General features: G+C 59.4%; 15 protein-coding genes. All 15 read right to left on the reverse strand.

The features are described 5' to 3' along the window. Positions 1–194: 194 nt before the first annotated feature. The 15 genes from ACTM82_RS07815 to ACTM82_RS07885 all read right to left on the reverse strand — a co-directional run bounded on the left by ACTM82_RS07815 (position 195) and on the right by ACTM82_RS07885 (position 13,513). A complete protein-coding gene (locus tag ACTM82_RS07815) occupies positions 195–1,031 on the reverse strand; it encodes a sugar phosphate isomerase/epimerase family protein (protein ID WP_441055339.1) in 837 nt (278 codons plus the stop codon). Positions 1,032–1,104: 73 nt separating this feature from the next. After that, complete coding sequence (locus ACTM82_RS07820) at positions 1,105–2,166, reverse strand: SIS domain-containing protein (protein WP_441055341.1); 1,062 nt, start codon at positions 2,164–2,166, stop codon at positions 1,105–1,107. A gap of 170 nt (positions 2,167–2,336) precedes the next feature. Next, a complete protein-coding gene (locus tag ACTM82_RS07825) occupies positions 2,337–3,551 on the reverse strand; it encodes an MFS transporter (RefSeq protein WP_441055343.1) in 1,215 nt (404 codons plus the stop codon). 91 nt (positions 3,552–3,642) lie between these two features. Continuing rightward, the gene (locus ACTM82_RS07830) at positions 3,643–4,476 is read right to left on the reverse strand and encodes a PTS system mannose/fructose/sorbose family transporter subunit IID (protein WP_441055345.1); all 834 of its coding nucleotides are present in this window, start codon (positions 4,474–4,476) and stop codon (positions 3,643–3,645) included. Further along, complete coding sequence (locus tag ACTM82_RS07835; protein WP_035137735.1) at positions 4,457–5,230, reverse strand: PTS mannose/fructose/sorbose/N-acetylgalactosamine transporter subunit IIC; 774 nt, start codon at positions 5,228–5,230, stop codon at positions 4,457–4,459. The genes ACTM82_RS07830 and ACTM82_RS07835 overlap by 20 nt, the downstream gene beginning before the upstream one ends. A gap of 225 nt (positions 5,231–5,455) precedes the next feature. Continuing rightward, positions 5,456–6,346: a DMT family transporter gene (locus tag ACTM82_RS07840; RefSeq protein WP_441055347.1), complete on the reverse strand. Its 891-nt coding sequence runs from the start codon at positions 6,344–6,346 to the stop codon at positions 5,456–5,458. An 89-nt stretch (positions 6,347–6,435) separates the two neighbouring features. Next, a complete protein-coding gene (locus tag ACTM82_RS07845; RefSeq protein ID WP_441055345.1) occupies positions 6,436–7,269 on the reverse strand; it encodes a PTS system mannose/fructose/sorbose family transporter subunit IID in 834 nt (277 codons plus the stop codon). After that, a complete protein-coding gene (locus ACTM82_RS07850) occupies positions 7,250–8,023 on the reverse strand; it encodes a PTS mannose/fructose/sorbose/N-acetylgalactosamine transporter subunit IIC (RefSeq protein WP_427794525.1) in 774 nt (257 codons plus the stop codon). The genes ACTM82_RS07845 and ACTM82_RS07850 overlap by 20 nt, the downstream gene beginning before the upstream one ends. Positions 8,024–8,083: 60 nt before the next feature. Further along, positions 8,084–8,566, reverse strand: a complete 483-nt coding sequence (locus tag ACTM82_RS07855; RefSeq protein WP_427719850.1) for a PTS sugar transporter subunit IIB — start codon at positions 8,564–8,566, stop codon at positions 8,084–8,086. A 57-nt stretch (positions 8,567–8,623) separates the two neighbouring features. Further along, complete coding sequence (locus tag ACTM82_RS07860; protein ID WP_427719849.1) at positions 8,624–9,043, reverse strand: PTS sugar transporter subunit IIA; 420 nt, start codon at positions 9,041–9,043, stop codon at positions 8,624–8,626. A gap of 46 nt (positions 9,044–9,089) precedes the next feature. Next, a complete protein-coding gene (locus tag ACTM82_RS07865) occupies positions 9,090–10,151 on the reverse strand; it encodes an SIS domain-containing protein (RefSeq protein ID WP_441031390.1) in 1,062 nt (353 codons plus the stop codon). Between the two features lie 60 nt (positions 10,152–10,211). Next, positions 10,212–11,327, reverse strand: coding sequence for an SIS domain-containing protein (locus tag ACTM82_RS07870; protein WP_427719868.1), 1,116 nt, complete (start codon positions 11,325–11,327; stop codon positions 10,212–10,214). 193 nt (positions 11,328–11,520) lie between these two features. Next, on the reverse strand, positions 11,521–12,234 hold the full coding sequence (locus ACTM82_RS07875; protein WP_427719867.1) for a GntR family transcriptional regulator: 714 nt from the start codon (positions 12,232–12,234) through the stop codon (positions 11,521–11,523). After that, positions 12,219–12,986 (reverse strand): GntR family transcriptional regulator, encoded by a 768-nt coding sequence (locus ACTM82_RS07880; protein WP_441055349.1) that lies wholly within the window; start codon positions 12,984–12,986, stop codon positions 12,219–12,221. The genes ACTM82_RS07875 and ACTM82_RS07880 overlap by 16 nt, the downstream gene beginning before the upstream one ends. Before the next feature lie 38 nt (positions 12,987–13,024). Continuing rightward, positions 13,025–13,513, reverse strand: coding sequence for a hypothetical protein (locus tag ACTM82_RS07885; RefSeq protein ID WP_138374554.1), 489 nt, complete (start codon positions 13,511–13,513; stop codon positions 13,025–13,027). Positions 13,514–13,598 lie beyond the last annotated feature (85 nt).

The following is a 13,598-nucleotide window of genomic DNA, read 5'->3' on the forward strand; positions in this document are numbered from 1 at the left end:
CGATACAATACGGAGAGGCGCAGCGATGCGCTCGGCGGCCGCACGCCGGCCGAGTTCCGCGCCGCGCTGGGAAGGGCCGCGTAACGGTCCAAGAAATCGTCCGCAGTCCCGGGCTTCAAGCGGAAAGCCTGTCCCATTTCTCAGAGAGCGCCAAACTAAAATTCGCCAAACGCCAGCTCGGCGCCCTGTCCCACTTAGGCGCCAATCGCACGACGATACTCTGCCATTACCTGCGCATCGGCAGCTGCGGGGTCGGCAAAATAGCGCCAGTCATAGGTCTCGGCCGAAACAACTCCGCGATAGCCGCGCGCCACCAGCCTATCCAGGTCGGCGTGCATATCGCGGTCGCCGTCACCCCAGGCAAGATGCGTCGTGCCATCTGCCGCAACATCGACAAAATGCACGTGGGCGACATCATCGCCAAGCAGATCGAAATAATCGTCGATGGTATCCCCCGCCACCGCCATGGCGCCCATATCCAGACACGCCTTAAGTGCTGGATGATCAACTGCCTCGATCATGCGTTTCGTGTCGGCCGCCGAGTTCACGATCATCGACTCAACCGGCTGTAGGGCCTCGAGTACCAGTCGCACGCCGTGCTCTCCCGCATGCTCGGCAATTGCACGCAGCATCGAGGTGCTGCGACCCCACGCATCCTCGATCGGTTCGTTCAAAAATGCCCAGCCACTCGAGACCGTGACCTGCTCGGCTCCAAGTTCCGCCGCGATATCCACAACGTTTTTAAAGTACGCGAGCGTGCGGGCACGTGCCTCATTCCCGCGCGCTGCGATATTCCACGGCTTGGGGTTGTTCTGTTCGGGACAAAGCCCCACAATCCGAACCCCATACCGCTGTGACAGCCCCCGCACCTGCTCGAGCGAATCGTATCCATGGCAATCGACATACAGATGCATCGCCCCGGTCCAAAGCTCGCAACACGTGTAGCCCGAGGCCGCTGCCGAAGAAAAGAACTCCTCAAGGTCAAAATAACGATGGCTGATATTCATGGCGGCAAGCTGGGGATAGCTCATAATTACTCTCCAACCCAAGCGAGGCCCCGTTCCATATAGGAGCGAGGCCCAATTACACAAACGTTATTTGCTCTTAGTAGTCGAACTGGTGATAGTAGCGACGGTAGTTGAGGTTGTGCTTGGTGACCGTCTCGTAGTAAGCGGCAAGGCGATCGGTGATCAGCGAGGAGAGGATCCACGGAGACACGATGACGCGGAACTCGTCGTCAAGGCCGGGGATCGCGAACTCGGCGGTGTCGATGACGTTGATGTCGGTGTCGCCGGTCACGCCGCGGGTCAGGAAGGCGCGGACGCGCTCGTCGAGCTTGCGGTTCTCGTCCTCGCCCATGAACAGGAACACGGGGACGCCGGGCTCCACGAGCTCGAGGGTGCCGTGGAAGAAGTCGGCCGAGGTGATGTAGCGGGTGCGCTTCCACTGCATCTCCTCCAGGATGCACATCGAGAAGAGGATGGTCTCGCCCCACAGGGCGCCGGAGCCGATGAACATGGTGTAGGGGGCCAGGGCGTACTTCTTGGCGAGCTCCTCGGCGCGCGGCTCGAAGCGCTTGCGGATGTCGAGCATGTCCTTCCAGATGTCCTTGGTCTGCTCGATGAACAGGTCGAACTTGGGGAAGCAGCCGCGGCGGTTGAGCAGGCGCAGGCCGAAGCAGTCGGCGAGGTAGTAGCCCTTCTCGCAGCCGCCCGAACCATGGTCGGAAGCCATGGCGACGCAGTTCTCGGCGCCGACGGCCTGGCCGATGGGGCCCTCGGGCTTGGTCATGGCGTAGACGCGCACGCCCATGTCCTTCATCTTCTTGACGGCCTCGAGGACCTCGGGGGTGGTGCCGGACTCGGAGGCGGTGAGCACGACGGACTTCTCGGTCATGCGCTTGTGGCCGGAGACGTTCCACTCGGCGGCGTGGATCAGGTAGACCTCGAGGTCGCGGTCGCCGAACTTGTTCATGAGGTACTCGAGCTGCATGAGCTCGTCCCAGGTGCCGCCGACGCCCATCAGGAACACGGCGTCGTAGCCCTCGTCGGCGACCTTGTCGGCGAGCGCGGTCATCTTCTTGCCGGTCTCGTAGAGCGCCTTGCCGTCCTCGAGGTAGCCCTCCTGGTCGAAATGCATGATCTCGATCTTCTCGGTTTCCTTCATGGCTTTTCCTTTCTGTCCTGCACGCAACTCTATACATCGCGTTTATTTTCGATACCAATTATAGACATACACCTAACGTGTTTTTAATACCACTTATCAATCTGTTCCAATCATCGGTGAACGGTCGAAATTCTCTGGTGAGTGGTATTAAATTAGAATTGAATGTATAGCTAACGCCTCTGGCGCCTCCCTTGTGTGACAAAGAACAGCGTTCCTACCAGCGCAATAATGGTCGATGCCCCAAACAGTACCGTCTGGACACCCAAAGCCTCCGCCAAAAACGGAGCCGCCAGCAGCGGCAGCACGCCGGCGCTCATCAGGCCAAAACGCACAAAGCCGGTAATGCGCCCCAGGTATTTGATGTCAGCGCGCTCCTGAATCAAGATCATCTGCAGCGGTTCCAGGAATCCCCAAGCCAGACCGTTAATCGCCTGACCGATAATCGCGACCCCCAGCATATCGGTGCCCACGTACACCATGGACCCAATGCCCACGGCCATGAGCGCGCCGAGCAGCAATCGCAAGTTGACATGGCGGGCAGAAAGCTTGGTCAGGATGAACGCGCCCACCGAGGAAGTGAGGCCCACGACCGAGGACAGCCAGCCCAGCCAGACGATATCCACGTTGAGCACATCGCGATAGAACAACGACTCCAGCGAATCGAACGCGCCAAACGCAAAGAAGCCCAGAAAGCCCGAGATAAAGATAAGGCGCAGGTCGTGGTCGCGAAACGTAAGTCGCGCGCCCTCGGCCATGCCGCCCAGAATGCCGCCCTTCGGCTTCTCCCCTTTTGCGGGAGCAACACACTCGTGACAGCCCAAGGAGAGCACGGCCGCCACACCCATCATGCCCGCCATGAGCAGATAGACCGATTGCGTGGCAAAACAGCTCACGATGGCACCACCGAGCAGCGGGCCAGCGGTATAGGCGATATTGCTGTAGAACACCATGAGACCGTTCACGCGGGTACGGCCCTCGGTGGTCGACTCCAGGTATCCCGGAAACGCATGCGTACAGGTGTTGATAAAGCCGCCCGCAAGCCCCAAGACGCACGCGGCAAACACAAGCCCGTGGACAGACAACGGCGCCAACCCCACGCCAAGCGATAGCACCGCCGTAATCATGCACGTCACAAACGACGTCCGGCGCGGTCCAAAGCGGTCGATGACCGAGCCCGACACCATATTGCCCGCCGACGTCATAAGATTGCGTACGAGCGTAATGGCAGCAACCAAAAAGGCCGTGCCAGCCAAATCATACGTCGCCGCGCCGATAAGCCCTAAAAAGTACACCGCGTTGTTGGCGCACCATTGCAGGGACTCAATAAGAATCAGCCTGACCTCTGCCGGCGTCAGACGCATTGCTTCGCGATCCCTCGCGAACATACGAACTCCTTCTATACAAAAAGGGGATGGAGGGCATAGGCCCGCTCCATCCCCTTACCAGTTTGCAATGACAGTCTATGCAGCCGGGCCCTTACGCCAGCACGCCGAAGAACGCGCCGACGATGCCCACGACCATGGTGGCCACGATCAGCACCATGGGGTTGATCTTCTTGGACAGCAGCCAGTAGTACAGCCAGAAGGCGATCATGCCGAGCATGCCGGGCATGATGCCGTCCAGGATGTCCTGGAGGGTCTGGGCGTCCTCGCCCGAGCCGATGGCCACCGGGATGCTGGCCCAGAACATGTCCTTGCACATGGCGCCCACGACCATGACGCCCACGATTCCCACGCAGGTCATGATCTTCTGCATGAGGCCGGTCCTCTGGGCCTCGTCCAGGAAGCCCACGCCCAGCTCGTAGCCCTTGACGGCGCCCCAGACGCGCAGCGCGAAGCCGGGGACGTTGTAGATGAGCAGGAAGGCGATGGGGCCGAAGGGGTTGCCGGCCTGGCACAGGCTGATGCCCACCGCGGCGGCGACCACGCGCAGCGTCGACAGGAAGATGGAGTCGCCGATGCCGGACAGCGGGCCCATGAGGGCGGCCTTGACGTCGTTGACGCTCTCGGGCTCGATCTCGCCGCGGGCGACCTTCTCCTCCATGGCCATCGCGATGCCGCCGACGAACGGGGCGAACTGGACGGTGATGTTGAAGAACGCGCAGTGGCGGTGCAGGGCCTCGGCGTAGTCGTCGGGGCGGCCGGCGTAGATCTTCTTGAGCATGTTGGCGACCATCAGGCAGAAGGCGATGTTCATCTGCTTGTAGTAGGTCCAGGAGAACTCCATGCCCAGGGCGCCGGTGTTGACGGCGCTCTTGACGAGGTCGGAGCGCGTGATCTTGTTCTCGGGACTAGAAGTCATCGTCCTCATCCCCTTCCGCGGAGAGCTGGGGCTGGGCTCCGCCCAGGCCGAGCAGGTCGAACTTGTCGATGCCGATGATGATGGCGATCAGGGCGACGCCCAGGACGGGCACGTTGGCGTAGGAGCACAGCAGGAAGCCCAGGAAGTAGAAGGGCACGAGCTGCTTGGTGAGCACCAGGCGGCCGAGCATGGCGAAGCCCATGGCAGGCAGGATGTTGGCGGCAACGCCGCAACCGTCGATGATGAAGGGCGGGATGAAGTCGAGCAGGCCCTGGATGGCGTCGGAACCCAAATAGAAGGCGCCGCCGCACAGCAGGAAGTACTCGACGCAGCCCCAGATTCCAATTCCCCAATGAACGGCGTAGATGCCTTTGAGGTTTCCCTTGAGGGCGAACTTGTCTGCCATATCGACAAACACAGGGAACAAGGCATTGGTAATGTTGCCGATCGTCAGTGCAAGGACGGCGATGGGCATGGCGAGCGCGATGGCCGTCTCGGTACCCTGACCGAGCTGAATGGCAAACGCGCAGGCGAGCACGCCGCCGACGGTTTCGTTAGGCGGCACGTAGGCGCCGATGGAGATCGAGCCCATGAACAGCAACTCCAGGCTGGCGCCAACGGCAAGGCCAGTCTGCAGGTCCCCCAGCACCAGGCCCACGAGCGGGCACAGGACGATGGGGCGGAACGCGTAGAGGGTGCCGAGCTGGTAGTCGAGGCATCCAAACGCTCCGACTAAGCCGACGAGTATTGCTTGGACAAGCATAATTCCTCCCAATAAGGAATCTCGAACCGTCGTCACTCCCGTCGCGCGCGTTGTTGATATCAATTCCGGGAGTTCGATTCCACGGCTCGAAGCGTACCTGGTGTGCTGCTAACACCCATGCCAGGCACAAATGATTTGATACCAATTATAGGTATGCAGGTTCTTACTATTTAATACCACTCGCTCAGCGGAGTGTTTTTTACCGTAAACGGCAGACGTATCCCGTTAGGCGCGCTCTTTGTTTCGATGGAGGACAAGCGTCACCAGAAAGCCATCGCCAAAGGCATCGGATGCCAAGTTGGCCATAATCACCAAAACGATAATCGCTGCGCCCAAAAACTCGTTCCAGCGAAAGACCTCGCCAAAGAGGAGCGCCGACCAGCAGGGAGCGAGCACGACCTCACTCATGCAAACCAAGTTGGCCGCAAACGCGTTGGTGCGCGCAATCCCCTTGGCATACAGCACACTCGCAAGGCCGCTGCAAAAAAGGCCATGCACCAGCATAAGCCCCCACTCAAAGGGTTTCACGGAGCCTAGGTCGCCGGCAAAATAGACGATCGGAAGTATCGAGATGCCGCAGGAGATGAGCGAGGACACCATAGGCGACGCATCGGGGCGAGAGTTTAAAAAGAAACACAGCCCAAAGGTGGCGCCCGAAATGACGGCAAGCAGATTTCCGAGCATGCCCTCGGCACTCAAATCGCCTAAAAAGAAAAGTCCCATACCCGTAAAAGCAACCACCACGGAGGCAATCTTCGCAGGCGAGGGCAACGTGCGAGTTGCGAGCGATTGATACACGATAACGAAAATCATCGAGGTGTACTGCAGAACGATCGCGTTGCCGACCGTCGTGAGCTGGTTGGCAAAGTTAAACGTGGTGCCCGTCACGAAGTTGCAGACGGCCACAAGGACAATAAGGCGGCTGACGCGGAAGACGGGCCTGCCGACGAGCAGGATAAAGAGCGCCATAAATATTGCCGTGACGGCACCGATCAAAAGAGCTGACTGCGAATTGGCGCGAACGAGGATGCCGATAAAACTCCACAAGAGCGCCGTGCCAAATAGATACATCGCCCCGCTCACGCCACTATCGGGTGGATTGTCAGATCGAATCACGAAGCACCTCCAGCTAGCTTTCGGTAATAAAAAACGGCGACCGCAATGGGTCGCCGTTTCCCTTGGGGGCAGAATAGAACGCAGGGCCCTTACGCCAGCACGCCGAAGAACGCGCCGACGATGCCCACGACCATGGTGGCCACGATCAGCACCATGGGGTTGATCTTCTTGGACAGCAGCCAGTAGTACAGCCAGAAGGCGATCATGCCGAGCATGCCGGGCATGATGCCGTCCAGGATGTCCTGGAGGGTCTGGGCGTCCTCGCCCGAGCCGATGGCCACCGGGATGCTGGCCCAGAACATGTCCTTGCACATGGCGCCCACGACCATGACGCCCACGATTCCCACGCAGGTCATGATCTTCTGCATGAGGCCGGTCCTCTGGGCCTCGTCCAGGAAGCCCACGCCCAGCTCGTAGCCCTTGACGGCGCCCCAGACGCGCAGCGCGAAGCCGGGGACGTTGTAGATGAGCAGGAAGGCGATGGGGCCGAAGGGGTTGCCGGCCTGGCACAGGCTGATGCCCACCGCGGCGGCGACCACGCGCAGCGTCGACAGGAAGATGGAGTCGCCGATGCCGGACAGCGGGCCCATGAGGGCGGCCTTGACGTCGTTGACGCTCTCGGGCTCGATCTCGCCGCGGGCGACCTTCTCCTCCATGGCCATCGCGATGCCGCCGACGAACGGGGCGAACTGGACGGTGATGTTGAAGAACGCGCAGTGGCGGTGCAGGGCCTCGGCGTAGTCGTCGGGGCGGCCGGCGTAGATCTTCTTGAGCATGTTGGCGACCATCAGGCAGAAGGCGATGTTCATCTGCTTGTAGTAGGTCCAGGAGAACTCCATGCCCAGGGCGCCGGTGTTGACGGCGCTCTTGACGAGGTCGGAGCGCGTGATCTTGTTCTCGGGACTAGAAGTCATCGTCCTCATCCCCTTCCGCGGAGAGCTGGGGCTGGGCTCCGCCCAGGCCGAGCAGGTCGAACTTGTCGATGCCGATGATGATGGCGATCAGGGCGACGCCCAGGACGGGCACGTTGGCGTAGGAGCACAGCAGGAAGCCCAGGAAGTAGAAGGGCACGAGCTGCTTGGTGAGCACCAGGCGGCCGAGCATGGCGAAGCCCATGGCAGGCAGGATGTTGGCGGCAACGCCAAAGCCAGCAAGGACAAAGTCGGGGATAAAGTCGAGCACGCCCTGGATAGCGTCAGCACCCAGATAGAACGACAGCGAGCACAACAGGAACGCCATGATGATACCGGTGGAACCGATCAGGAAGTGCATCGCATAGACGCCCTTAAGGTTGCCCCGGGCAGAGAAAACATCGGCGCGGTCAACCAAAATCGGCAGGGCGGCGTTGAGGATGTTCTTGATGGCAAGGCACAGCGTGGCGATGGGCATAGCGAGCGCGATGGCTGCCTCGGTGCTCTGGCCCAGCTGGATAGCGAAGGCACAGGCGAGCACGCCGCCGATCGTCTCATCGGGCGGCACGTAGGCACCGATGGAGATCGAGCCCATGAACAGCAGCTCCAGGCTCGCACCGATCGCGAGGCCGGACTGCAGGTCCCCCAGCACCAGGCCCACGAGCGGGCACAGGACGATGGGGCGGAACGCATAGAGCGTACCGAGCTGGTAGTCGAACTTACCAAACGCGGCGATAAGTCCGATGAGGATTGCTTGGGTAAGCATACATCCCCCTTTCCTAATAGGACACTACGAAGAACCCGCAGGCTCTTCGAAATTAAACGCCTAGAGCACGCTTGCGCAGTCGACCTTGGGGTCGTCGGCCAGAGGACGAATCTCGACCTCGACGCCGCGGCTCAGCATCTCGCGCACATCGGCTTCCTCGGCCGCAGTCAGGAAGATCTGACGAGAGACCTGACGAGCATCGGGGCGCTTCTCGTCCTTGGGCTTGGTGTTGCCCAGGTTGACCGACTTGATCTGCGGGCAGCCCTCAACAAGCTGCTTTGCCTCAGCGATGGTGGCGACGCAGATAATCATCTTGTATTTGTCAGTCACACCCGAGTTAATGGCCTCGATGGCATTCGCCATATCCTTGATGACGAGCTTGCAGCCGGCAGGCTTGCCCATCTTGAGCGTCGTCTTCCACACCGGGTCGTTAGCGACCTTATCGCCCACGCAGAAGATGCAATTGGAGCCGAGGCCCTGAACCCAAGAGACCGCGACCTGGCCATGAAGCAGGCGATGGTCGACGCGAAGTAGCTGAATCATAATGTGACCCCCCAAAGGTCTTGTGCCGTCTTACGGCGTGTCAGTAGGTGCTGCGGATTAGAACTCTTCTTCCTCGTCGTCATCGACCAAAAGATCGTTGACAAACTTCACGCGCGTATCGTCCGCAGCGACGATGGTGCGAATCGTCTCTTCAACCGGCACCGACTCGTCAGAGAACAGCAGCTGAATGAGCAGAGGAAGGTTCATGTTGGTAACGAGGTACGTGCGGGGGCGCGTCTGGACGATCTTGGTGAACTCGTTGTTGACGCTGCCGCCAAAGAGGTCGGTGCACACGACGACATCATCGTCGGCAGCCATGCCTGCCAGCAGTTTTTGGGCCTCCTCGGCCACGTCCATGCGGTCATCGACGAACATCGAAAGATCGTGGACGTTGTCGCGAGCGCCCGAGAGCAGCTCGATGCTCTCCTTGATGCCGGTAGCGAAGTGCGCATGGCTGGCGATGATGTACTGTCTCATTCTGTGTTCCTCTCAATAGCCCGGCGCGTTCCCGCACCCGTTTTCTTTAGTAGTCGAACTGGTGATAGTAGCGACGATACTTGAGGTTGTGCTTGGTGACCGTCTCGTAGTAGCGAGCCAGGCGGTCGGTAACGAGCACCGTCAGAATCCACGGGGACACGATGACGCGGAACTCGTCGTCAAGGCCGGGGATCGCGAACTCGGCGGTGTCGATGACGTTGACGTCGGTGTCGCCGGTCACGCCGCGGGTCAGGAAGGCGCGGACGCGCTCGTCGAGCTTGCGGTTCTCGTCCTCGCCCATGAACAGGAAGACCGGGACGCCGGGCTCCACGAGCTCGAGGGTGCCGTGGAAGAAGTCGGCCGAGGTGATGTAGCGGGTGCGCTTCCACTGCATCTCCTCCAGGATGCACATCGAGAAGAGGATGGTCTCGCCCCACAGGGCGCCGGAGCCGATGAACATGGTGTAGGGGGCCAGGGCGTACTTCTTGGCGAGCTCCTCGGCGCGCGGCTCGAAGCGCTTGCGGATGTCGAGCATGTCCTTCCAGATGTCCTTGGTCTGCTCGATGAACAGGTCGAACTTGGGGAAGCAGCCGCGGCGGTTGAGCAGGCGCAGGCCGAAGCAGTCGGCGAGGTAGTAGCCCTTCTCGCAGCCGCCCGAACCATGGTCGGAAGCCATGGCGACGCAGTTCTCGGCGCCGACGGCCTGGCCGATCGGGCCCTCGGGCTTGGTCATGGCGTAGACGCGCACGCCCATGCCCTTCATCTTCTTGACGGCCTCGAGGACCTCGGGGGTGGTGCCGGACTCGGAGGCGGTGAGCACGACGGACTTCTCGGTCATGCGCTTGTGGCCGGAGACGTTCCACTCGGCGGCGTGGATCAGGTAGACCTCGAGGTCGCGGTCGCCGAACTTGTTCATGAGGTACTCGAGCTGCATGAGCTCGTCCCAGGTGCCGCCGACGCCCATCAGGAACACGGCGTCGTAGCCCTCGTCGGCGACCTTGTCGGCGAGCGCGGTCATCTTCTTGCCGGTCTCGTAGAGCGCCTTGCCGTCCTCGAGGTAGCCCTCCTGGTCGAAATGCATGATCTCGATCTTCTCGGTTTCCTTCATTTGTCTCTCCTTTCTGGGGTTGTCTTCACATCCCCCATGCCAACGGGCATCAAAACCCGCTTACATTCCGTAACACTCAGCCGCTTTGGCCTTAAGCGCATTGACTGACTCTTCGTAGCCCTCTGCCTTGACCTCCATTTGCTTGGAGACGGCATCGAGATACGGGTGCACGTCCCATGACTTCAGACGCTCGGCGATCATTGCCGCAATCGTCTGGAAGAACACAAGATTGGGAATTGCGCTGAGCAGCGGAGCCACCTGAGGCACCACAACCTCGTGAGCCTTACCCTTGGGATGGGCCGTGAGCAGCACCGTTTTTGCCGTAACGTTCGATAGCGCATCGGCGATATTCGCAAGACGCTCCGACCCCTGCGGATCGTCGACGATAAACACCAGATAGCCCGGAACAATCTGCATCTCGGGACCGTGGACGAACTCCTCGCCTTCGTGGTGCATGGCAGGAATCTTGATGGTCTCGCTCAGCTTGAGCGCCGCCTCCTCGGCAACACCGTAGTTGGGTCCGTTGCCGACGACCATGGCGGGCGTGTGCTCAGAAAGATCGAGCATGTGGTCTTGGACATATGCCTCGGCGGTCTTGCACATCACGGCATTGGCATGGATAGCCTCGCGCAGGTCGTCAAGACGCTGGGCAACGCCCTTGGCGTCAATCGTTCCGCGCGCCTGACCGCCGTAAATACCAAAGAGCACCAGGTACTCAACGAGAACCTCAACGCCCAGAGTCACAAAGTCCACCGACTCGACGCCCACACCGTAGTCAAGAACGATGTCAGTGTGCTCCTTGATGGGTGCCTCGACGTTTGCCGTGAGCGCAACTGCAGCCATATCGTGCGCGCACATGTAATCGAGCGCCGCAATCGTATTGGTTGAATAGCCGCTCTGCGAGACGGCGATGTTGAGCGCATGCTGTGGATAGGTGTGTTCAAAATCGACGAAGGCCTCGGGCGTCACAACGGACACCTGCATCTGCAGCGCATCTTGCAGGTAATCGCGGGCGCAATCCGCAGCATGGCGCGACGAACCCGAAGCAACGATGCGCAGCGCGTCAAAAGAACCGGACTGGAAAATATCAACGAGCTGCGCTACCAGCTCAGACGAACGCTCGAGGTTCTCTCCCATACGCACATGGGCAAGCTGAACGTAATCGAGCATCTTCATCGTCTCACCTCGTAACAAATCATTAGTATTTGATACCAATCACAGTTACAGGTTACGGCTTTTTGATACCTCTTTGTCGATTAATTTATCCCCTTCGGCGAACGGTCGATTTTGAGCCATGTAAGGTTGTATATACAGTCGGTCAAATTGCCCAAACAGACCGGCTGTTACCGCGCGCGATGCAAAGCCCCAGCTAGTACGTATAGGTGTAGCCGCCCGCATCGCCACGATTGAAGGACTTTACATACTCGATAGCCTGACCGCTCGCGTCATAGCTCACGCATTCCAAAAGCAAAACAAGATCCCCTTGTTCCAAGCCAAGCAAGCCCGCGTCGCGTGCGCCCACCGCCTCGATATCGAGCTTCTCCTGAGCCATGACCGGCTTTCGGCCTAGCATCTCATAGGTCTCGTACAAGCTGAAGACCGACACGTCAATATCTTCGATTGTGGGAAACAGCCGGCACGGGATGAACGCCATCTCAATCGATACGGGATCGCCGTTGACGCAGTTCAAACGCCGAATCGAATACAACAAATCGTCCTCGGCAATGCCAAACAGGTTGGCATAATATGGGCCCGCATAACGCTTGGAACGCGCGAGGATACGGACGGACGGCTCGCCGCCCGAAGCACGAACCGACTCGCGAAAGCCTCCTGTTCGCTCGTAGGCAACGGGTACTTTCTGCGCCACAAACGCGCCCTTTCCGCGGACGCGTCGAATCTGCCCGCGCCGAACCAGCTCATCGACAGCGCTTCGGATGGTCAAGCGTGTCGTACCAAATTCCTCGGCGAGGTCTTTTTCGGACGGAATCATGGAACCCGTGGGATATATACCGCGCTCGATACGTTCCTCGATGCGGCGTCGAATGCGCATATAAACCGGGGTGGCATCTACTGTTTCAGCCATTGTTCACCTGCCACGCTTCTCATTCCGTTCTTTTCGCCGTTATCGGCAAAGCGGAACTTTGTGGGCAAAATCACCGATTTGCAATGCTCCACAAAACGCATGTCCTTATCGAATTCGATCGAGCTCTCATAGAACACCGGCGTTCCCTCTTCTTGCTGGAGCAGCTCGGCCTCCTCGACGTTCAAACGCGAGATGGAGATATGCTCACGTCCATGCTCAACACGCACGCCACCTTCTTTGAGCAAGACATCGTAAAGGCTCTCGCACTCAAAATCGTGCTCGGTAAGCGATGGGCACAGGGACAGGTTAACGTGAGCCGTCTCGATTGACGCCGGCTCGCCCTCAATAAGTCGAACGCGCTGCATGCGGAGCAAAGGAGCGCCTACAGACACCCCAAGCTTGTCGGCAAGCGCCTCATCCGCCTCGATGGTCCCGGTGGAAACCAGACGAGAAGAGGGGTGCAGGCCGGCAGTCCGCACAGCATCGGAGAAGTTATACGTTTCCTGGAAGATGTTCAGCGGCTTGGGAGGACACACATACGTACCCGATCCGCGACGGCTCTCGAGCGTTCCACAAGAGATGAGCCGCGTGATACCGGCGCGCAACGCTGTACGCGAAACGCCGATCTCTTCGCACAGCACGCGCTCGGCCGGCAGGCGATCGCCGCCGGCAAGCTGGTGGTGCTGGATATACCAAAGAATTCCCTCAACAGCACGATCTTTGGGGGGAATTGCATAAGATTCGCCTGCCATTGCACAGACTCCTCATTCAGAAACGTATGCCGCCAAAATTAGACCAGCCCTCCCATGGCATCAAATTCGGCCTTGATCTTCTCGGCAACATTCCGATACGACTTATATAGACTTGAATCGCGTTTGACTTCGTCGGTCATAACGGGAATCTCTAATTTGGAAACCTCGTCTTTTCCCGTCTGAACCGCCACAACAACGCCCATACCAAGACACATATTACGCTTGGCAGCGTTTATTTTCGCCGCCTTGGCAGGATTTGCCAGGATACGCTGGGCAAATTCCTGTTTTGAGACCACTTCCTCGGCCTCCGGATCGCCCGCCTCGGCCACTTCGCACTGCAAAACGTCCGCATAGTCAAAAATCTTCGGCTCGCCGCCGCGCTGATGCACGGCCCACTTGCGACGCGTGGCATCCTGGTAGATAGCCGGCAAAAACGTAAACCGCGGCGGGTCCAAAATCGTATCCGTGATGGTAAACACATCGGGATCAAAGGCATCCTGCGGGTTTTTCTTCTTGAACAGCCCCATATCAGCCTCCCGTACTAGTATTAAACAACTCAAGTTGAATATAGCACCAATTTCAAGCCGCCGCTTTACTGCATCGGTGCGTGGT

It is taken from the genome of Collinsella sp. HCP3S3_E5 (genome assembly GCF_052067635.1).
Classification (GTDB): Bacteria; Actinomycetota; Coriobacteriia; order Coriobacteriales; family Coriobacteriaceae; genus Collinsella.

What these genes read in the sequence shown, in the direction of transcription:
- ACTM82_RS07815 (WP_441055339.1), bottom strand. Translation starts at nt 1,031, where the DNA reads ATGAGCTATCCCCAGCTTGCCGCCATGAATATCAGCCATCGTTATTTT.
- ACTM82_RS07820 (WP_441055341.1), bottom strand. Translation starts at nt 2,166, where the DNA reads ATGAAGGAAACCGAGAAGATCGAGATCATGCATTTCGACCAGGAGGGC.
- ACTM82_RS07825 (WP_441055343.1), bottom strand. Translation starts at nt 3,551, where the DNA reads ATGTTCGCGAGGGATCGCGAAGCAATGCGTCTGACGCCGGCAGAGGTC.
- ACTM82_RS07830 (WP_441055345.1), bottom strand. Translation starts at nt 4,476, where the DNA reads ATGAGGACGATGACTTCTAGTCCCGAGAACAAGATCACGCGCTCCGAC.
- ACTM82_RS07835 (WP_035137735.1), bottom strand. Translation starts at nt 5,230, where the DNA reads ATGCTTGTCCAAGCAATACTCGTCGGCTTAGTCGGAGCGTTTGGATGC.
- ACTM82_RS07845 (WP_441055345.1), bottom strand. Translation starts at nt 7,269, where the DNA reads ATGAGGACGATGACTTCTAGTCCCGAGAACAAGATCACGCGCTCCGAC.
- ACTM82_RS07850 (WP_427794525.1), bottom strand. Translation starts at nt 8,023, where the DNA reads ATGCTTACCCAAGCAATCCTCATCGGACTTATCGCCGCGTTTGGTAAG.
- ACTM82_RS07855 (WP_427719850.1), bottom strand. Translation starts at nt 8,566, where the DNA reads ATGATTCAGCTACTTCGCGTCGACCATCGCCTGCTTCATGGCCAGGTC.
- ACTM82_RS07860 (WP_427719849.1), bottom strand. Translation starts at nt 9,043, where the DNA reads ATGAGACAGTACATCATCGCCAGCCATGCGCACTTCGCTACCGGCATC.
- ACTM82_RS07865 (WP_441031390.1), bottom strand. Translation starts at nt 10,151, where the DNA reads ATGAAGGAAACCGAGAAGATCGAGATCATGCATTTCGACCAGGAGGGC.
- ACTM82_RS07870 (WP_427719868.1), bottom strand. Translation starts at nt 11,327, where the DNA reads ATGAAGATGCTCGATTACGTTCAGCTTGCCCATGTGCGTATGGGAGAG.
- ACTM82_RS07875 (WP_427719867.1), bottom strand. Translation starts at nt 12,234, where the DNA reads ATGGCTGAAACAGTAGATGCCACCCCGGTTTATATGCGCATTCGACGC.
- ACTM82_RS07880 (WP_441055349.1), bottom strand. Translation starts at nt 12,986, where the DNA reads ATGGCAGGCGAATCTTATGCAATTCCCCCCAAAGATCGTGCTGTTGAG.
- ACTM82_RS07885 (WP_138374554.1), bottom strand. Translation starts at nt 13,513, where the DNA reads ATGGGGCTGTTCAAGAAGAAAAACCCGCAGGATGCCTTTGATCCCGAT.